The organism is Pseudomonas sp. GW822-FHT03F04, assembly GCF_058801405.1.
Map to the genome: position 1 here is coordinate 36,931 of NZ_JBXANF010000004.1, position 18,411 is coordinate 55,341.

Consider the following 18,411-nt stretch of genomic DNA (forward strand, 5'->3'; position numbering starts at 1 on the left):
AGTATGAACAGATGGCAACACGTGAAACCGGCAACGTGAAGTGGTTCAACGACGCCAAGGGCTACGGCTTCATTCAGCGCGAAGACGGGGTGGACGTGTTCGTGCACTACCGCGCGATCCGCGGCGAAGGCCACCGTTCGCTGACCGAGGGTCAGCAGGTTGAATACGCGGTGGTGGAAGGGCAGAAGGGCTTGCAGGCCGAGGATGTTGTAGGCCTGTAATGATCGTTCCCGCGCTCTGCGTCCGCCGTGGGTCGCAGAGCGTGGGAGTGTTCAGCGTCAGGCAGTTTTCCAGGTGATCTCTTCTTCACCGTCTTCGCTGATGCGAATCCAGCGATCCGCCGTTTCCTCACCTTCTTCCTCGACCCACGTCCCCGGCGCGCAGCGCACTTCGACGTTCAGCGCGGCAAAGGCTGCGCGGGCGCAGGCGATGTCGTCGTCCCATGGGGTCGCATCGCTTTCCAGGTACAGGCTGTTCCACTTGCCCACGGCTTTTGGCAGCCAGGTCACCGGGATGTTGCCGGCCTTGCACTTGTAGGTCTGACCTTTCTGTACCCAGTCGCTGCACGGGCCAAGGGCGGCGCCCAGCCAGGCGGAAATGGCCTTGTGGTCGACGTCGGCGTCTTTCAGGTAAATCTCGATGTCCGGTTGGCGCATGGATATCCTCACTGCGGGTCTGAAAAATCCATTCGCGGATTTAGCCGGCCCCGGGTCGTTGCCCGGGACCAAAAGTTATTGAAGAACGAAATAATCGTAGCGCATCGACACAGTGGTCACGAACGGCTCGGGCTGTTCGATCACTGCGGCACGGCGTTCGGCACTGGCGCGCCAGCCGTGGGGCGTCATCGCCAGCAGGTTGGCGCGATCCTCGGGCTTGTCCAGCGTCAGCTTGAATTCGAGGGTTTCACTGTGCGCCAGCGCCATGCCTTCCGGCACCAGGGCCAGGTGCTTGTCGTCGGTGTACTCGCGCACTTCGTCGTACAGGCGTTCGCGCAGTTCCATCAGATGGCCGCTGGTCGGGCCGACTTTCATCAGGCCGCCGCCGACGCTGAGCAGACGCTTGGCTTCTTCCCAATCCAGTGGACTGAAGACGCTGGCCAGAAACTGGCAACTGCCGGAGGCCAAAGGCACCCGGGCCATGCTGGCGATCAACCAGGTCAGCGCCGGATTGCGTTTGCAGGCGCGTTTGACCGCTTCCTTCGAAATATCCAGCGCGTAACCGTCAGCATCCGGCAAGGCCTCGGCGATCTGCGCGGTGTAATAACCCTCGCCACAACCGATATCGACCCAGCGGGCCGGCGCATAACTCGCCGCCAGTTCCGCCAGACGCTTGGCTACCGGCGCATAGTGGCCGGCGTTCAGGAAGTCGCGGCGGGCCTCGACCATCGCCTGATTGTCGCCAGGGTCGCGGCTGTTCTTGTGCTGCACCGGCAGCAGGTTCAGGTAACCCTGGCGCGCACGGTCGAATCGGTGGCCGGCGGGGCAGACCACGCCATTGTCCACCGCGTTCAGCGGTTCACTGCAGATCGGGCACGCGAGCATCAGGCGAGCAACTTGATCAGGGTCTGGTAGTAGATCTCGGTCAGCACGTCGAGGTCGGCCGCCAGCACGCGCTCGTTGACCTGGTGGATGGTCGCGTTGACCGGGCCCAGTTCAACCACTTGCGTGCCCATGGTCGCGATGAAACGGCCATCGGAGGTGCCGCCGCTGGTGGACGCCTTGGTCTCGCGACCGGTGATCTGCTTGATGCTCGACGACACCGCGTCGAGCAGCGCGCCCGGCTCGGTGAGGAACGGCAGACCGGACAGCGCCCAGTCGATGTGCCAGTCCAGGCCATGCTTGTCGAGGATGTCGGCGACGCGTTTCTGCAGGCCTTCGACCGTCGATTCGGTGGAGAAACGGAAGTTGAACAACGCCACCAGATCGCCCGGAATCACGTTGGTCGCGCCGGTGCCGGAGTTGACGTTGGAAATCTGGAAACTGGTCGGCGGGAAGAAGTCGTTGCCGTGATCCCAATGCTCGGCGGCCAGCTCGGCCAGAGCCGGGGCAGCGAGGTGGATCGGGTTCTTCGCCAGGTGCGGATAGGCCACGTGGCCCTGCACGCCGCGTACGGTCAGTTTGGCGCCGAGGGAGCCGCGACGACCGTTCTTCACCACGTCGCCCACCAGGGTAGTGCTCGATGGCTCGCCGACGATGCACCAGTCCAGACGCTCGTTACGGGCGGCCAGACGCTCGACCACAGCCTTGGTGCCGTGATGCGCCGGGCCTTCTTCGTCGCTGGTGATCAGGAACGCAACCTTGCCCTTGTGATCCGGGTAGTCGGCGACGAAGCGCTCGGCCGCCACGGTCATCGAGGCCAGGCTGCCTTTCATGTCCGCCGCGCCACGGCCGCAGAGCATGCCGTGCTCGTCGATCACCGCGTTGAACGGGTCGATCTGCCACGCCGTCACCGGACCGGTCGGCACCACGTCGGTGTGACCGGCGAAGCACAGCACCGGGCCGTCGTGTTTGCCGTGGATCGCCCAGAAGTTATCCACATCTTCGATGCGCATCGGTTCCAGGGTGAAACCGGCATCGCCCAGGCGCTGCATCATCTGCTTCTGGCAATCGGCGTCGACCGGCGTCACGGACGGACGGCGGATCAGGTCGATGGCGAGTTGGAGGGTCGGCGAAAGGTCGGCGTGGGCCGTCATGGAAAACTCCGGATGCTTGAAATTGGGCAAGGGCCAATGTGGGAGCCAGCCTGCTGGGGATGGCGGTGTGTCAGTCAACATAAAGGCTGATTGTTACATTGCCATCGCGAGTCAGCTCGCTCCCACAGGGTTGGATATCACGCCAAGCCCCGCAAAATGGCGGTTATCTTAAAGCAAAACGGCGACCATTGGCCGCCGTTTAGTGCATCGCAGAGGATTTAGACAGCCGGTGCCGGTTCAGGCGTCGGCGTCGGTTTTGGCAGCGACGACAGGAACGCCATGATCAGCGCCGCCACGTACGGCAGCGACTGCACCAGCAGCATGGTCACCCAGAAGCGCATGTCGTTGCTCGGCAGGCCCTGCACCAGGAAGATCCCCAGCGCCGCGCCCCACAACAGCAGCATGATGAACAGCTCTTCCCGGGCCTCGGAAATCGCCACCCAGAAGCCGTGGTTGTCAGCGTTTTTCGGCGTACGGAAGAACGGAATGCTGCTGGTGAAGAAGCCGTACAGCACCGCTTTGGCGATGGTGTGCGACAACGCCAGACCGGCCAGTGCCGCGCAGAACGCATCCTTCAGGTTCACGCCCACGGCGCGACGGTAGAGGAAGATGATCTTGCCGACCTTGAACACAAACAGCGCCAACGGCGGAATTGCGAAAATCAGCAGCGGCGGATCGACGCGTTGCGGCACGATGATCATTGCCGCCGACCACAACAGCGCGCCGACAGTGAAGAAGATGTTCATGCCGTCTGCCACCCACGGCAGCCAGCCCGCGAGGAAGTGGTAACGCTGGCCACGGGTCAGCTCGGTGTCCTTGCCGCGCAGCAGGCTGCCGGTGTGACGCTTGATGATCTGGATCGCACCGTAGGCCCAGCGGAAACGCTGCTTCTTGAAGTCGATGAAGGTGTCCGGCATCAGACCCTTGCCGTAACTGTCGTGGTAATACGCCGCCGACAGGCCTTTTTCGAACACGCGCAGACCGAGTTCGGCGTCTTCACAGATACACCAGTCGGCCCAGCCCAGTTCTTCGAGCACCGAGCGACGGGTCATGGTCATGGTGCCGTGCTGGATGATCGCGTCGCGGTCGTTGCGGGTCACCATGCCGATGTGGAAGAAGCCTTTGTATTCGGCGTAGCAGAGCTTCTTGAAGGTGGTTTCGTTCTGGTCGCGGTAGTCCTGCGGCGACTGCACCACGGCGATTTTCGGGTCGGCGAAGTGCGGCACCATGTGCTTGAGCCAGTTCGGGTGCACGCAGTAGTCGGAGTCGATCACCGCGATCACTTCGGCGTCCTTGGCGGTGTGCGGGATCAGGTAGTTCAGCGCACCGCCCTTGAAACCGGCCAGGGGCGAGACGTGGAAGAACTTGAAGCGCGGGCCGAGGGTTTCGCAGTAGTCGCGCACCGGTTCCCAGACCGCCGGATCTTTGGTGTTGTTGTCGATGATCAGGACTTCGAAGTCCGGATAGTCGAGGTTGGCCAGGGCATCGAGGGTCTGTTTGACCATCTCCGGCGGCTCGTTGTAGCAAGGCACGTGGATCGAGACTTTCGGGCGGTAGTCGGAATCGCCGACCACCGGCAGGAATTCACGGCGACGCTTGTGAATCCACACGGCCTCGGCCAGTTCGTGGGCCTCGGTCAGCAGCACGATGAACACCCCGAGCGCACCAAGCGCCAGCAGGAAACCCACCGTCAGGCTGAACCACGTGCTGTATTGCTGGCTGTAGTCGTAACCGATCCACACCAACACCGAACCGCACAGGAACGCGATAAACGTCAGGAACGTACGGCCGCGCTGGCGCAGGGCCGAGCCGTCGATCATCAGCAGGGTCAGCGACAGCAGCGCCAGCACCACCGAGCCGATGGCCAGCACGCGCCATTGCGGGATTGCCACGACCGGGCCTTCGAAGTTGAATTTCTGCTGGCGCGCGGCGTTGAACACGCCCCAGTAAGCGCCGACCGAACCTTCGTCGCTGGCCTTCCACGGCTGGTCAAACGCTTCGATCACGAAGTAGTTGAAGCCCTGGCGGTTGAGTTTGTTGACCAGCGTGCGCAGGTAGATCGCCTGATCTGCCGGCGACGCATCGGCGCCACCGCGCATGCGGCCGTTGCTCGGCCAGCCCACTTCGGACAGCAGCAGCGGTTTTTTCGGGAACATCTTTTTCAGGTCGCGGGCGCGGTCGAAAACGAACTGCCCGGCCTTGTCCACCGGAATGAATTCCCAGTAGGGCAGAACGTGCGCGGCGATCAGGTCGACGTGCTTGGCCAGCTCCGGGTGCTCTTCCCAGACGTGCCACTGTTCGGAAGTGGTCACCGGCACTTTCACCGCTGCGCGTACCCGGTCGAGCAGCACGCTCAGTTGTTCGGCGGTGATTTCCTTGCGGAAGATCGCTTCGTTACCGACCACCACGCGCACCACGCTGCGCGAGGTATTGGCCAGCTCGATGGCGCGGGTGATTTCGCGCTCGTTGCGTTCCTGGTCCGGGCTGATCCAGATCCCCAGTGTCACGCGCAGGCCGAACTCTTCAGCCAGTTTCGGGATGTCCTGCAGGGAACCGTCGACCGAGTAGATGCGGATGTTGTCCGTCAGCTTGCTCATGATCTCCAGGTCGCGGCGCATTTCATCGTCGGACGGATACTGATCCTTCTGCGGGAACTGTCCTTGCTGGAACGGTGAATAGGAGAAGCCGGAGATCTGCTCCGGCCAGTTCGGCGCGGAGACGGGGCGGTTGATCAGCGCCCAGAAACCGGTGAACAGGGCGGCGATTGCCAGAACCACCACCAGGTTGAGTCCAAATTTACGCGATGACATAGCTGTGTCGGGTTCCAAGGTCTGTGGAACGAAGGGTCGGCTGGTTGACGCCTGAGGGCGCGCATCCTACACCGGCAGTTCGCCGAGTCCTACAACAGACAGGGAAATGCCGGACATTGGGCAATCCAACCCGACTTAAGTTCTTTCGTTTCAGCATGTAAGGCAAATCTTTGTTACATGCAGCTTTAATTAAAGCAGGCAGGTTCACCGTTCATAGCGCAAAGATGCTCTTGGCCGCCGACGGCCCTATAATGCGCGCCGGTTTTTGGGGTAATGGTCATGAGTACAGAAGATCCGCGGTTTGCAGGCATCGCCCGTTTGTATGGCGTTGAGGGGATGGCGCGTTTGCGCGCCGCCCACGTGGCGATTGTCGGCGTTGGCGGCGTCGGTTCCTGGGCGGCGGAAGCCATGGCCCGTTGCGGGGTGGGCGAGATTTCGCTGTTCGACCTCGACGATGTCTGCGTGAGCAACGCCAACCGGCAGCTGCATGCGCTGGACAGCACGGTCGGCAAACCCAAGGTCGAGGTGATGGCCGAGCGTCTGCGCGGGATCAACCCGGACTGCAAGGTGCACGCCGTGGCGGACTTCGTCACCCGCGATACCATGGCCGAATACATCACGCCGAACATTGACTGCGTGATCGACTGCATCGATGCGGTCAACGCCAAGGCGGCGCTGATCGCCTGGTGCAAGCGCCGCAAGATCCAGATCATCACCACCGGCGGTGCCGGCGGGCAGATCGATCCGACGTTGATTCAGGTCTGCGACCTCAACCGCACCTTCAACGATCCACTGGCCTCGAAAGTGCGTTCTACGTTGCGCCGCGACTACGGCTTCTCGCGCACCGTGACCCGTCACTACAGCGTGCCGTGCGTGTTCTCCACCGAACAGCTGCGTTATCCGAAACCGGACGGCAGCATCTGCCTGCAAAAGAGTTTTGTCGGCGACGGCGTGAAACTGGACTGCGCCGGCGGCTTTGGCGCGGTGATGATGGTGACGGCGACGTTCGGCATGGTCGCGGCGACCAAGGCGGTGGACAAGATTGTGGCAGGCGTTCGGCGCCCGGCGGATCGGGTCAAGCCTCAGGCCTGAAGCAGAGGGCTGCGCAGCAGCCCCTTTACCGGGCCAGCTCGTTCATCCGCTGCAACACGGCATTCAAGCCATTGCTGCGTGAAGGTGACAACTGCCGCGACAGCCCCAGCTGATTGAACCAGTCCGGCAGATCCACCTGCTGCAACTCGCCGGCGGTCAAACCGTTGACCCGCAGCAGCAACAACGCCACCAACCCGCGAATCATCCGCGCATCGCTGCTCGCCGCGAACTGCCAGTGACCGTCGCGCAACTCGCCGACCAGCCACACCTGGCTTTCGCAGCCATGCACCCGGTTGGCATCACACTTGTCCGCATCGCTCAACGGCGGCAGACGATCCCCGAACTGCATCAGCAGCCGCGCACGTTGTTCCCAACCGGCGGCGTTCTGAAACGTTTGCAGTGCTTCGGTGGCCTCGACCGGCAGGCTCATCGCAACAACTCCAGTGCCTGATCCAGCGCTTCAAAGAACCGCTCCAGATCCTCGGAATCGTTGTACAGCGCCAGCGACACACGAATCGCCCCGGCCAGTTCAAAGCGCTTGAGCAACGGCATCGCGCAGTGGTGTCCGGCACGTACGGCAATACCCTGTTCAGTCAGCAAATGCGCCAGATCGGCGTTATGCACGCCTTCGACGACAAAACTGGCCAGCGCCAGTTGTGGCTTGCCCAGCAGACGGATGCCATTGCGGGCAGCGAGGCCACGCAACAGGTAATCGTGCAGCGCGGCTTCGTGGGCGGATACGGCGTCCAGATCCAGACCGGCGAGGTAGTCGAGGGTCGCGCCAAGGCCGATCACGCTGGCAATCGGCGGTGTGCCCGCCTCGAAGCCCAGCGGGGCAGGGCGGAAGCGCGCGTCGTGGTAATTGGCTTCCAGCACCATCTCGCCACCGAACTGCCACGGGCGCAGTTGCTCGAGCGCTTCGTTGCGCCCGAACAGCACGCCAAGGCCATCGGGACCGTACAGCTTGTGGCTGGAAAATACGTAAAAGTCGCAACCCAGGGCCTGCACGTCATGCCGGCCGTGAACCACGCCTTGAGCGCCATCGACCACGGTCAGCGCGTTCTGCGCCTTGGCCATCGCCAGCAATGCAGGCAAGGGTTGCCAGGCTCCGAGCACGTTGGACAACTGGCTGACCGCCAGCAGACGGGTGCGCGGGCCGATCAGGTGAACGGCGGCGGTGAGGTCGATCACCCCGTCATCGTCCAGCGGCAGGATCACCAGTTTGAGGTCGCGACGTTGCGCCAGTTGCTGCCACGGCAGCAGGTTGGCGTGATGCTCCAGGGCGCTGATGACAATTTCATCGCCCGGATGGAAAAGATGTTCCAGGCCGTAAGCCAGGAGATTCAGCGCGCTGGTGGCGCCGTGGGTGAAGATGATCTGCCCGCTGTCACCGGCATTCAGCCACTGGGCAACCTTCAGGCGACTGTCCTCGAACGCCTGCGTAGCGTGAGCGCCGGGCAGATGCTGGGCACGATGCACGTTGGCTGCGCCATTGGCGTAGTAATGCGCCAGCGCGTCAAGCAGGGCCTGGGGTTTTTGCGTGGTGGCGGCGTTGTCCAGATAGGTCTGGTCTTGCCGTTGCAGGGCGGCGATGGCCGGGAAATCGGCGCGCCAGGGGGAGGGAATCATCATGCTTTCGAGCCCTGGTGAACTTGGGCGGGTGTACGCCAAACCCTGTGGAAGCGAGCAGGCCCGCTCCCACAGAAGGATTACGCGGCGCTTAGTTGTGAGCGTGCAGCGCTTCGTTCAGTTCGATCGCCGATTTGTGGGTCTTGCATTCCACGGCACCGGTTTCCGAATTGCGACGGAACAGCAGGTCGGTCTGACCGGCCAGTTCACGGGCCTTGACCACTTTGACCAGGTTGTTGTGCTCGTCCAGCAGCGCCACCTTGGTGCCGGCGGTCACGTACAGGCCCGACTCGACGGTGTTGCGGTCGCCCAACGGGATACCGATACCGGCGTTGGCGCCGATCAGGCAGCCTTCGCCGACCTTGATCACGATGTTGCCGCCGCCCGACAGGGTGCCCATGGTCGAGCAGCCGCCGCCCAGGTCCGAACCCTTGCCGACGAACACGCCAGCGGAGACGCGGCCTTCGATCATGCCCGGGCCTTCGGTACCGGCGTTGAAGTTGATGAAACCTTCGTGCATCACGGTGGTGCCTTCGCCCACGTAGGCGCCCAGACGCAGACGTGCGGCGTCAGCGATACGCACGCCGGCCGGAACCACGTAGTCGGTCATTTTCGGGAACTTGTCCACCGAGAACACTTCCAGCAGCTCGCCGCGCAGACGGGCTTCGAGTTGCAGCTCGGCCAGTTCGCTCAGGTCGATGGCGCCCTGGCTGGTCCAGGCAACGTTTGGCAGCAGCGGGAAGATCCCGGCCAGGCTCACGCCGTGCGGCTTGACCAGACGATGGGACAGCAGGTGCAGCTTGAGGTAAGCCTCAGGCGTGGAAGTCAGTTGCGCGTCTTCGGCCAGCAGGGTGGCGACCAGCGGCTTGTGGCTTTCGGCCAGACGGGTCAGCAGCTTGCCTTGTACCGCGTCGATGCCTTTCACGGCTTCAGCCAGTTGGGCGGCTTGTGCGGTGGTGAAGGTGATGGCCTGGTTGCCTTCGGTGTAACCGAGGATCGGTGCAACTGCGGCGACCAGCTCGGCCGAAGGATTGAGCAGCGGCTGAGCGTAGAACACTTCCAGCCATGCGCCTTGACGGTTCTGGGTGCCGACGCCGAAGGCAATACTGAACAGGGAATTGGACATGTGAATACCTCTACAAAAAGTGACGGGCTGCTTACTTGAGGGCGGCCGCGTAGATATCTGGCTTGAAGCCAATCAGGGTTCGGTCACCGAGATCGAGCACCGGGCGCTTGATCATCGAGGGTTGAGCGAGCATCAGTTCGATGGCTTTCGACTGGTCGAGATCGGCTTTGCGTTCGTCGTCGAGTTTGCGAAAGGTCGTGCCTGCGCGGTTCAACACCGTTTGCCAGCCGTGTTCGTCACACCATTGGGTCAGGTGTTCACGGTCGATGCCGGCGGTTTTGTAATCGTGGAAGTCGTAGCTGACAGCGTGTTCATCGAGCCAGGTGCGCGCCTTTTTCATGGTGTCGCAGGCTTTGATGCCGAAAAGGTGCAACGTTTTGCTTGAAACGGTCAAGGAATCGCCCCCTTTACAGGTGCTGGAGAAAAATGGTGTCGGATTATGCCATGACCAAACCGTTTCGCGGCGGCCGAGGTTGATTTCCCGGACGGGGGCTGCGACATAGGTGCAACGGTCAGCCACAGCCTAAGCGGCTAATATGGCAGTTCAACGCTGTCGATTGTCTGAGATTTCCGCTTTATGCAAACCGCTTATACGGTCCTGATCCTGCTGATGCTGGTCAGTGTTTCGCGTCTGGTCGGACGGGTCATCCCGTTGCCGCTGCCGCTGGTACAGATCGCCGCCGGGGCTTTGCTGGCCTGGCCGACCCTTGGCCTGCACGTGGCGCTGGATCCCGAGCTGTTCTTGTTTCTGTTCCTGCCGCCGCTGCTGTTTTCCGATGGCTGGCGCATGCCCAAGCGCGAATTGTGGCGTTTGCGCGGGCCGGTGCTGACGCTGGCGGTCGGGTTGGTGCTGTTTACCGTGGTAGGTGCCGGCTACTTCATTCACTGGCTGCTGCCGACGATTCCATTGCCGGTGGCGTTCGCGCTGGCGGCGGTGTTGTCGCCGACGGATGCCGTGGCGGTGTCGGCCATTTCGCAGAACCGCTTGCCGACGCCGTTGATGCACATGCTGCAAGGCGAAGCGCTGATGAACGATGCCTCGGGCCTGGTGACGTTCAAGTTCGCCCTGGTGGCGGCGGTCACTGGCGCGTTTTCCTTGGCCAACGCCAGTCTGACGTTCGTGCTGGTGGCGGTCGGCGGGTTGGCGGTCGGTGTGGCACTCAGTTGGCTGGTCGGCCGATTGCGAGCATGGATGATCGCCCGGGGCTGGGACGACCCGGCGACCCACGTGGTGTTCATGTTGCTGCTGCCGTTTGCCGCTTACGTGTTGGCCGAACGGCTCGGCGCCTCGGGCATTCTTTCGGCGGTGGCGGCGGGGATGATGCAGAGCTGGCTCGACCTGCTGCCGCGCCAGACCAGCACCCGTTTGCTCAACCGCAGTGTCTGGTCGTTGCTGGAGTTCGCCTTCAACGGTTTGATTTTCCTGCTGCTCGGCCTGCAATTGCCGGACATCATCAAGGCTGTGGTCAGCCACGAGACTTCTTTGTGGCCGACGCTGTTCTATCGCTGCCTCGATGTGGTGGCGATTTTCCTGGCGCTGGTGCTGTTGCGCTTTATCTGGGTGCAGAGCATCTGGCGTCTGTCGGTGTTGCTGCGTCGCTTGCGCGGCAAGGGTGAATTGACACAAGTGCCGACTGCCCGGTCCTGCTGGCTGCTGACCGTCGGCGGTGTGCGCGGTGCGGTGACCCTGGCGGGCGTGATGTCGGTGCCGATGCTGATGGGCAGCGAGGCGTTTCCCGAGCGTGATTTGCTGATCTTCATTGCTGCCGGGGTGATTTTGATGTCGCTGGTGGCGGCGTGTATTGCGCTGCCATTGTTGTTGCGCGGCATCGAAAAGAGCCCGGACGACAAACGCCGCCAGGAAGTGCGCGACGCCTGGCGCAAGACGGCGGAAGCAGCGATTCATGCGCTCGAGATCGAAGAGGTCAACCCGCAGGACGCCGCGCAAGCCGCGCTGTCAGCGGAACTCAAGGCGCGGATCATGTCCGAGTATCGCCATCAACTGGAGGTGTTCAACGATTCGGCTGAAGCCCAGGCGCTGGCATTCCAGATGGATCTGCTTGAGCGCCGTTTGCGTCTCAAGGCGCTGCGCGCGCAACGCCTTGAGTTGTACAGCCTCAGCCGTCAGCACCAGATTGGCGATGACGTGCTGCGTGAAGTGTTGGGCGAGCTGGATTTGAGTGAGGCCAATCTGGGGCAAGTCAAGTAATCGCTTTGAGCTGCCCCGTGCTGATTACGCCGTTTGTGCAGCGGGGTAGGCATAGGCCTTCGCCATGAACGCCTTGTCCTTTTCACTGAGCACCAGATTCAGATCAATCTTGAAGTTGCCGTGGGTCCAGTTCTGGCGCACGGCGTAATGCATGATCGATTTCGGATCGTAAGGCGAATAGTCGAAATCGCTGGCGTCGAGCAGGTTGAAGTACCGTTCATCGACAGATCGGCGGGCGTAGTCGTCTTCGTCGGCGTTTTCGTCCACCCAGTGTGCAGCGTAGACCGCAGGCTTGTTCCAAGGGATGTTCGACTCGGGATGCAGGTGCTCATGTTCGGCGCCCAGAGCATGTCCGAACTCATGCATGACATTGGCGGCGAACAATGCCGGGGCGAGACGGTGCTCCGGGGACAACCTCATGGTGGGTTCTTCTGCTTCGACCAGCAGCGCGTTGGTTCCGATCATCGACCAGTAAATGCCGTCTTCACTGCTGATACGGATATCTCCCGTCTCACCTTCGACAAAGTCGAACGTCAGGTTGATATGAGGCAGCCAGTTGTTCGCCGCGGATTTGACGGCGTCCTTGAACGCTTGATCACCACTCAGGAACGCGATGCGCAAGGTCCGGCCTGGCGCCCAGAAGTAACCGTGTTTCCCGACGGCTCGTTTTTTACGAGCGGATGCCGAGGTTTTTTCATTGGCTGGGTTCTCGGCTACAGCGACTTCATAAGCGCGTTGAAGCGAAACCGTTTTTTCTGTAAGGCAAAGTGTTGCGGAGTTCATGCTAAGTGTCCGTACTGATGTTGATTAAATAGGCTGTTGTTTATTCCGGGAAAGTTGGGTCGGATAACAGGCGGGTGAAAGCTAAAGGAAAGTGCTGACTGAACAAAGTCGGGTTGTGTTGCGTGATATTGAAAGTTCGCGAGGTGTTGCGCCAGGCGAACTTTTTGTGTCGGTGTCGGTTATTTATTTTGGATAAAGCAATCGCATCAGTCGTTTGTCTTTTCTACTGATCCGGCGGTTGATCGGCACTTCCCAGTTGCCCACTGTCAATGTGTTTGCCACCGGGTGATGCATGATCGATTTTCGGTCGTAGGAGGTGTAGATCGCGTCGAGTGTGTCGAAGGACGCGAACAGGTTCCTGTCGACCTGCTCCTCGGTCAGCGGGTTCATTTCACGGTTCTTGTAGAACTCGTACACCTTTGGCTTATCCCACGGAATATTGGCCTTGGGGTGTTGATGTTCGTGCATTGCACCCAGTGCGTGGCCGAATTCGTGGGTCACGATCACCTCGAAGTCTTCATGTTCTGGTTTGACCCCCAGGTTCATGGTGGGATGGTCGGGGTGGATCAACAGCGCATCGGTGCCCAGCATCGAGCTGTTGTCATTGTTCTTTGTTGCAATCCGGATGTCGCCTTTCAAATCGTCGACAAATTCAAACTTCAGGTTGATGTACGGCAGCCATTGCCTGGCTGCAGCGATAATCCTATTCTTGTGATCGGTATCGGGTGAATCCATGAAAGCCACTTTCAAGGTTCGGCCGTTGGCCCATAGCTTTGAATAGTTAATGATGGAGCGTTTGCGTCGGGTGCCTGTATTTGCGCCTGCATTGGCGGGGTTTTCATTGATGGCCGCCGTGTACGCAGCTTGATCATCGGGCCATTGAATAAGTTGGCAATCCAGCAGGTTGTTCATGTTCACTTCTTCCTTGAAGTTAAAGTCTTGAGTTTGTTTTAGGCGCAGAGATATGCGCGGCTCAAGACTAACGTCTGGCCGGACGGCAAGTGGGGTAAATAGTTGGAGGATCTGTAACTTGTTGTATGAGGCGCCCGTGCCGGATTGTCCGGCGCGGGCGTTCAGGCATTATTTGTGGCGCAGGACGAAATCGCGAATGCGCTCGGCCGCTTCCACGCATTCCGCCAGCGGCGCGACCAGCGCCATGCGTACACGACCGGCCCCGGGGTTGACCCCGTCGACATCGCGGGACAGGTACGAACCCGGCACCACGGTCACGTGTTCTTCGGCAAACAGATCACGGCAGAACGCCGCGTCGTCACCTTGCACGTTCGGCCACAGGTAGAAGCTGCCATCCGGGCGCTGTACATCCATCACCGGGCTGAGAATGGCCAGCACGGCATCGAACTTCTCGCGATACAACGCACGGTTGGCGCGGACATGCACTTCATCGTTCCACGCGGCAACGCTGGCCAGTTGGGTCTGAACCGGCATCGCGCAGCCGTGGTAGGTACGATACAGCAGGAAGCCCTTGAGGATATCGGCGTCGCCGGCAACGAAACCGGAGCGCAGGCCCGGCAGATTCGAGCGCTTGGACAGGCTGTGGAACACCACGCAACGCTTGAAATCCTTGCGCCCCAGTTCGGCGCAAGCGCTGAGCAGGCCCGGCGGTGGGGTCTGTTCGTCGAAGTACAGCTCGCTGTAGCACTCGTCGGCGGCGATCACGAAGTCGAATTCGTCGGCCAGGGCGATCAGCTTTTTCAGCACGTCGACCGGAATCAGCGCGCCGGTCGGGTTGCCTGGCGAGCACAGGAACAGGATCTGGCAGCGTTTCCAGATCTCCGGCGACACTGCGTCGAAGTCCGGGTTGAAGCCGTTTTCATCCAGGCATGGCAGGTAGTGCGGCTTGGCGCCGGCAAGGAACGCCGCACCTTCGTAGATCTGATAGAACGGGTTCGGGCTGACCACCAGCGCGTCGTCCCCGCGGTTGACCACGGTCTGGGTGAAGGCGAACAGCGCTTCACGGGTGCCGTTGACCGGCAGCACATTGCGCGCCGGATCGATCCAGCCGCCCGGTACGTTGAAGCGACGTTCGCACCAGGCCGCAATGGCCTCGCGCAGGGCCGGGATGCCCAGGGTGGTCGGGTACACCGCCATCTGATCCAGATTGTTGGCCAGCGCCTCGGCGACAAAGCTTGGCGAACGGTGTTTCGGCTCGCCGATGGACAGCGCGATCGGGCGCTTGTCCGGGTTCGGCGTGACGCTGCCGAGCAGGGCGCGGAGCTTTTCGAACGGGTAGGGCTGCAACTGGATCAGAGCGTTGTTCATCGGTGCTGGGTCTCGTGCAAAGCGGTTGAATCCGGGCGCTCAGTCAAATGCTGATACGCGACAGTTTGATATCGGGTTCCTGATTGACGCTGAGCTGCTCGACGATGGCATCCTGCAAACGGCTGCACAGCAGCGGGTCGGACAGCGGCTGATTGTGGGCGTCGGTGATGAAGAACACGTCTTCCACCCGCTCGCCCAGGGTGGCGATCTTGGCGTTCTGCAGCGACAGATCGAACTCCAGGAAAATCCCGCCGATCCGTGCCAGCAGGCCTGGACGGTCGGGTGCGGTGAGTTCCAGCACCGTCACCGGACGCTGGGCGTCGTTGTGGATCGTCACTTGTGGTGCGAACGCAAAGTGCTTGAGCTGGCGCGGCACCCGACGCTGGATGATGGTCGGGTAATCGTCCGGGTTGCGCAGGGCTTCGGTCAGGCCGTCGCGAATCTGTTTGACCCGGGTCGGATTGTCGCCGATGGATTCGCCTTCGGTGTCGAGCACGATGTAGGTGTCGAGGGTGAACTGGCTGCTGGAGGTGATGACCCGGGCGTCGTGAATGTTCAGGTTGAGCTGGTCCATCGCGGCCACGGTCACGGCGAAGAAATCGTGCTGGTCCGGCGCATAAATGAAGATCTGCGTGCCACCCTCGAATTCGCGCTGGGTGGTTTCCTTGATCAGCACCAGCGGCCCGCCGTCGGCCGGCTGCTGGAGAATCGCATCGCTGTGCCAGGCCACGTCGCCGGCGGTGTGGCGCAGGAAATAGTCATCGCCCAGTTGCGCCCACAACTGCTCGACATCGTCCGGATCGGTGCCGCCGCGCACCAGAATATCCAGCGCTGCGCTCTGGGTCTGGCGGATCTGTTCTTCGCGATCCACCGGGTTTTCCAGGCCGCGGCGCAGTGCGCGCTTGGTCTCGGTGTAGAGCTGGCGCAACAGGCTGGCGCGCCAGGAGTTCCACAGGGTCGGGTTGGTCGCGTTGATGTCGGCCACGGTCAGCACGTACAGGTAATCCAGACGGGTTTCATCACCGACCGCCAGGGCGAAGTCGTGGATCACCTGCGGGTCGGACAAGTCCTTGCGCTGGGCGGTGGTCGACATCACCAGGTGGTTTTGCACCAGCCAGACGATCAGGCGGCTGTCCCACACCGGCAGTTGGTGACGCTGGCAGAACGCCTCGGCATCGACCGCGCCGATCTCCGAGTGGTCGCCATGCCGGCCCTTGCCGATGTCGTGATACAGGCCTGCCATGTAGATGAGTTCGGGCTTGGGCAACTTGGCCATGAGCTTGGCGGCCAGCGGGAATTTCTCCGACACCTGGGTGTACTGCAATTTACGCAGGTGCTTGATCAGATTCAGCGTGTGCGCATCGACCGTATAGATGTGGAACAGGTCGTGCTGCATCTGCCCGACGATGAAGCCGAACTCCGGCAGGTAGCGCCCGAGAATGCCGTAGCGGTTCATTCGCCGCAGGTTGCGGTGGATGCCGATCTTGCACTTGAACAGTTCGATGAACAGGCTGGTATTGCGGATGTCGTTGCGGAAATTGTCGTCGATCAGGTGACGGTTTTCCCGCAGCAGACGAATGGTGTCGGCGCGCACGCCTTTGATTTCCGGCTGCTGGGCCATCAGCACGAAGATCTCGAGCATGGCGAACGGCGTACGGCGGAACACGTTGTCGTTGCGTGCCTCGATGTAACCGTCGTGCAGCTGGAAGCGCGAGTTGATCGGCTGCGGTGGCGCTTCGTCTTCCGGTGCGAGGATGACTTCCTCGAAGTGCTGGATGATCAGGTCGCTGAGCTGGGCGATGCTCATCACCACGCGGAAATACTGCTGCATGAAGTTTTCGACGGCCTGCTTGGCGTCGTCACCTTCAAACCCCAGCAGCCCCGCAATAGTGCGTTGATGATCGAACAGCAGGCGGTCTTCGGAGCGCCCGGCCAGCATGTGCAGGGCATAGCGCACTTTCCACAGGAATTCCTGGGACGACGCCAACAGAGCGTTTTCGCTCTCGACCAGGAAGCCTTCGCCTGCCAGGGCGCGCAGGTTCAGGGTGCCGTACTGGCGACGGGCAACCCACAGAATCGTCTGAATATCCCGTAGTCCGCCGGGCGAGCCTTTGACGTTGGGTTCCAGGTTGTATTCGGTGTCGTTGTACTTGTGGTGGCGGGCCTTCTGCTCGGCGCGCTTGGCCAGGAAGAACTCCTTGGCCGGCCACATGTGTGCGGTGCTGGTGACATCGAGCATGCGCTGGCGCAGACGCTCGGGACCGCAGATGGTGCGGCTTTCCATCAGGTTGGTGACCACCGTCAGGTCGGCGCGGGCCTCTTCGGCGCACTCGTCCACCGAACGAACGCTCTGACCGACTTCCAGGCCGATGTCCCACAACAGTGTGAGAAAACGCTCGATGGAATCGCGGAAGATTTCGTGATCGGCGCTGTCCAGCAGGATCAGCAGGTCGATATCGGAATAGGGGTGCAACTCACCGCGACCGTAGCCGCCGACCGCGACTAGCGCGATGTCGGCGTCTTCGCTCCAGTTGAACTGGTCCCAGGCCTTTTGCAGGATGTTGTCGACGAACCAGGCGCGATCCTCGATCAGTCGCCGGATGTCGCGGCCGCTGCGAAAACGTGCGTCGAGCACTTCGCGGGCCTGGCGGATCGCCTTCTTGAAGGCGGCGATAGGGCTCGCTTTCAGGGCCAGTTCAGCCTGGAACTGGCCGCGGTCGAAGAGTTCGGGATCCACCTGCGGCATCGATTGGCTTTCCTTCTATAGGCTGGGAGCGGTGTCGGGATCAGGCCGATACGCGCGGGATCGTGTCATCGCTGCGCAGGGTGAAGATCTCGTAGCCGGTGTCGGTGACAAGCAAAGTGTGTTCCCACTGTGCCGACAGCTTGCGATCCTTGGTGATCGCGGTCCAGCCGTCGCCCAGTACCTTGGTGTCGGCCTTGCCCTGGTTGATCATCGGTTCGATGGTGAAGGTCATCCCGGCCTTCAGTTCCATGCCGGTGCCGGCGCGGCCGTAGTGCAGGATCTGCGGCTCTTCGTGGAACACCTTGCCGATGCCGTGACCGCAAAACTCGCGCACCACGGAGAAGCCGTTCTTTTCAGCGTGCTTCTGGATGATCTCGCCGATGTCGCCGAGACGGCAGCCGGGTTTGACGATCTCGATCGCCTTGTACATGCATTCCTGGGTGACCTGGGACAGGCGCTCGGCCCAGACCGGCACGGTGCCGACATGGAACATGCGGCTGGTGTCGCCGTGGTAGCCGTCCTTGATTACGGTGACATCGATGTTCAGGGTGTCGCCGTTTTTCAGTGGCTTGTCGTTCGGGATGCCGTGGCAGACCACGTGGTTGATCGAGGTGCAGATCGACTTCGGGTAGCCCTTGTAGTTGAGCGGGGCAGGGATGGCCTTCTGCACGTCGACGATGTAGTCGTGGCAGATCTGGTTCAGCTCATCGGTGGTCACGCCCGGCTTGACGTGTTCGGCAATCATTTCCAGCACATCGGCGGCCAGTTTGCCGGCGACACGCATGGCGGCGATGTCCTCGGGGGTTTTGAGGGTGACGGTCATACAGGCTCTCTCTGCGCTCGGCGGCGCTTGTTGATACGGGCAGGGCGACGGTTTTCGCCTGGTGGCCCTGAAAAACGCGATTCTAACAGACCAAAGGCGCAAATCCGCGCCTGCGTGCATCGCTTCGACCTATACAATAGTGCGCGGCAGGGCGATTCCAAGGGGCTGGCGCCCATGTCCCTGACGCGATTACAGATTCCGGGTTCCGTTTGCGCCCTTCC

16 protein-coding genes are annotated in these 18,411 nt (G+C 61.4%); 3 read left to right on the plus strand and 13 right to left on the minus strand.

Annotated elements, in window-relative coordinates:
* Window positions 1–11 precede the first annotated feature (11 nt).
* Entirely contained in the window at window positions 12–221 is a 210-nt protein-coding gene (locus AC1RMX_RS09715) for a cold shock domain-containing protein (protein ID WP_007954750.1), read from the plus strand.
* Between the two features lie 57 nt (window positions 222–278).
* Here AC1RMX_RS09715 and AC1RMX_RS09720 read toward each other — a convergent pair whose 3' ends face one another.
* From AC1RMX_RS09720 to AC1RMX_RS09735, 4 genes are all read right to left on the minus strand, one after another.
* Window positions 279–656 (minus strand): hypothetical protein, encoded by a 378-nt coding sequence (locus AC1RMX_RS09720; protein ID WP_085605197.1) that lies wholly within the window; start codon window positions 654–656, stop codon window positions 279–281.
* A gap of 75 nt (window positions 657–731) precedes the next feature.
* A complete protein-coding gene (locus tag AC1RMX_RS09725) occupies window positions 732–1,541 on the minus strand; it encodes a putative RNA methyltransferase (RefSeq protein WP_096819640.1) in 810 nt (269 codons plus the stop codon).
* Window positions 1,541–2,692 (minus strand): succinyl-diaminopimelate desuccinylase, encoded by a 1,152-nt coding sequence (gene dapE / locus AC1RMX_RS09730; protein WP_096819639.1) that lies wholly within the window; start codon window positions 2,690–2,692, stop codon window positions 1,541–1,543. The genes AC1RMX_RS09725 and dapE overlap by 1 nt, the downstream gene beginning before the upstream one ends.
* 218 nt (window positions 2,693–2,910) lie before the next feature.
* Entirely contained in the window at window positions 2,911–5,502 is a 2,592-nt protein-coding gene (locus AC1RMX_RS09735) for a glycosyltransferase (protein ID WP_096819638.1), read from the minus strand.
* Window positions 5,503–5,775: 273 nt separating this feature from the next.
* Between AC1RMX_RS09735 and tcdA the strand changes: the two genes are divergently transcribed.
* Window positions 5,776–6,594, plus strand: a complete 819-nt coding sequence (tcdA, locus tag AC1RMX_RS09740; RefSeq protein WP_096819637.1) for a tRNA cyclic N6-threonylcarbamoyladenosine(37) synthase TcdA — start codon at window positions 5,776–5,778, stop codon at window positions 6,592–6,594.
* A gap of 25 nt (window positions 6,595–6,619) precedes the next feature.
* On the opposite strand, the gene AC1RMX_RS09745 is transcribed toward tcdA, so the two are convergent.
* The 4 genes from AC1RMX_RS09745 to AC1RMX_RS09760 all read right to left on the minus strand — a co-directional run bounded on the left by AC1RMX_RS09745 (window position 6,620) and on the right by AC1RMX_RS09760 (window position 9,743).
* Complete coding sequence (locus AC1RMX_RS09745; protein WP_096819636.1) at window positions 6,620–7,024, minus strand: SufE family protein; 405 nt, start codon at window positions 7,022–7,024, stop codon at window positions 6,620–6,622.
* Window positions 7,021–8,226: an aminotransferase class V-fold PLP-dependent enzyme gene (locus tag AC1RMX_RS09750; RefSeq protein ID WP_096819635.1), complete on the minus strand. Its 1,206-nt coding sequence runs from the start codon at window positions 8,224–8,226 to the stop codon at window positions 7,021–7,023. Before AC1RMX_RS09750 ends, AC1RMX_RS09745 begins: the two co-directional genes overlap by 4 nt.
* An 88-nt stretch (window positions 8,227–8,314) precedes the next feature.
* Window positions 8,315–9,349: a 2,3,4,5-tetrahydropyridine-2,6-dicarboxylate N-succinyltransferase gene (gene dapD, locus AC1RMX_RS09755; protein ID WP_007954762.1), complete on the minus strand. Its 1,035-nt coding sequence runs from the start codon at window positions 9,347–9,349 to the stop codon at window positions 8,315–8,317.
* 31 nt (window positions 9,350–9,380) lie between these two features.
* Window positions 9,381–9,743 (minus strand): ArsC family reductase, encoded by a 363-nt coding sequence (locus tag AC1RMX_RS09760; RefSeq protein ID WP_003222107.1) that lies wholly within the window; start codon window positions 9,741–9,743, stop codon window positions 9,381–9,383.
* Between the two features lie 183 nt (window positions 9,744–9,926).
* Between AC1RMX_RS09760 and AC1RMX_RS09765 the strand changes: the two genes are divergently transcribed.
* Complete coding sequence (locus tag AC1RMX_RS09765) at window positions 9,927–11,558, plus strand: Na+/H+ antiporter (protein WP_493071661.1); 1,632 nt, start codon at window positions 9,927–9,929, stop codon at window positions 11,556–11,558.
* A 24-nt stretch (window positions 11,559–11,582) separates the two neighbouring features.
* Here the strand turns inward: AC1RMX_RS09765 and AC1RMX_RS09770 are convergent, their stop codons facing one another.
* The 5 genes from AC1RMX_RS09770 to map all read right to left on the minus strand — a co-directional run bounded on the left by AC1RMX_RS09770 (window position 11,583) and on the right by map (window position 18,190).
* The gene (locus AC1RMX_RS09770; RefSeq protein WP_493071663.1) at window positions 11,583–12,179 is read right to left on the minus strand and encodes a M12 family metallopeptidase; all 597 of its coding nucleotides are present in this window, start codon (window positions 12,177–12,179) and stop codon (window positions 11,583–11,585) included.
* Window positions 12,180–12,524: 345 nt separating this feature from the next.
* Window positions 12,525–13,253: a M12 family metallopeptidase gene (locus tag AC1RMX_RS09775; protein ID WP_493071665.1), complete on the minus strand. Its 729-nt coding sequence runs from the start codon at window positions 13,251–13,253 to the stop codon at window positions 12,525–12,527.
* Window positions 13,254–13,421: 168 nt separating this feature from the next.
* Window positions 13,422–14,621, minus strand: a complete 1,200-nt coding sequence (dapC, locus tag AC1RMX_RS09780; RefSeq protein WP_493071667.1) for a succinyldiaminopimelate transaminase — start codon at window positions 14,619–14,621, stop codon at window positions 13,422–13,424.
* 43 nt (window positions 14,622–14,664) lie between these two features.
* The gene (locus tag AC1RMX_RS09785) at window positions 14,665–17,367 is read right to left on the minus strand and encodes a [protein-PII] uridylyltransferase (RefSeq protein ID WP_096819630.1); all 2,703 of its coding nucleotides are present in this window, start codon (window positions 17,365–17,367) and stop codon (window positions 14,665–14,667) included.
* 40 nt (window positions 17,368–17,407) lie between these two features.
* Complete coding sequence (gene map, locus AC1RMX_RS09790; RefSeq protein ID WP_096819629.1) at window positions 17,408–18,190, minus strand: type I methionyl aminopeptidase; 783 nt, start codon at window positions 18,188–18,190, stop codon at window positions 17,408–17,410.
* Window positions 18,191–18,411: the final 221 nt, after the last annotated feature.

What these genes read in the sequence shown, in the direction of transcription:
- dapD (WP_007954762.1), bottom strand. Translation starts at nt 9,349, where the DNA reads ATGTCCAATTCCCTGTTCAGTATTGCCTTCGGCGTCGGCACCCAGAAC.
- AC1RMX_RS09785 (WP_096819630.1), bottom strand. Translation starts at nt 17,367, where the DNA reads ATGCCGCAGGTGGATCCCGAACTCTTCGACCGCGGCCAGTTCCAGGCT.
- AC1RMX_RS09765 (WP_493071661.1), top strand. Translation starts at nt 9,927, where the DNA reads ATGCAAACCGCTTATACGGTCCTGATCCTGCTGATGCTGGTCAGTGTT.
- AC1RMX_RS09725 (WP_096819640.1), bottom strand. Translation starts at nt 1,541, where the DNA reads ATGCTCGCGTGCCCGATCTGCAGTGAACCGCTGAACGCGGTGGACAAT.
- AC1RMX_RS09720 (WP_085605197.1), bottom strand. Translation starts at nt 656, where the DNA reads ATGCGCCAACCGGACATCGAGATTTACCTGAAAGACGCCGACGTCGAC.
- AC1RMX_RS09775 (WP_493071665.1), bottom strand. Translation starts at nt 13,253, where the DNA reads ATGAACAACCTGCTGGATTGCCAACTTATTCAATGGCCCGATGATCAA.
- dapE (WP_096819639.1), bottom strand. Translation starts at nt 2,692, where the DNA reads ATGACGGCCCACGCCGACCTTTCGCCGACCCTCCAACTCGCCATCGAC.
- AC1RMX_RS09745 (WP_096819636.1), bottom strand. Translation starts at nt 7,024, where the DNA reads ATGAGCCTGCCGGTCGAGGCCACCGAAGCACTGCAAACGTTTCAGAAC.
- AC1RMX_RS09750 (WP_096819635.1), bottom strand. Translation starts at nt 8,226, where the DNA reads ATGATGATTCCCTCCCCCTGGCGCGCCGATTTCCCGGCCATCGCCGCC.
- dapC (WP_493071667.1), bottom strand. Translation starts at nt 14,621, where the DNA reads ATGAACAACGCTCTGATCCAGTTGCAGCCCTACCCGTTCGAAAAGCTC.
- AC1RMX_RS09715 (WP_007954750.1), top strand. Translation starts at nt 12, where the DNA reads ATGGCAACACGTGAAACCGGCAACGTGAAGTGGTTCAACGACGCCAAG.
- tcdA (WP_096819637.1), top strand. Translation starts at nt 5,776, where the DNA reads ATGGTCATGAGTACAGAAGATCCGCGGTTTGCAGGCATCGCCCGTTTG.
- AC1RMX_RS09735 (WP_096819638.1), bottom strand. Translation starts at nt 5,502, where the DNA reads ATGTCATCGCGTAAATTTGGACTCAACCTGGTGGTGGTTCTGGCAATC.
- map (WP_096819629.1), bottom strand. Translation starts at nt 18,190, where the DNA reads ATGACCGTCACCCTCAAAACCCCCGAGGACATCGCCGCCATGCGTGTC.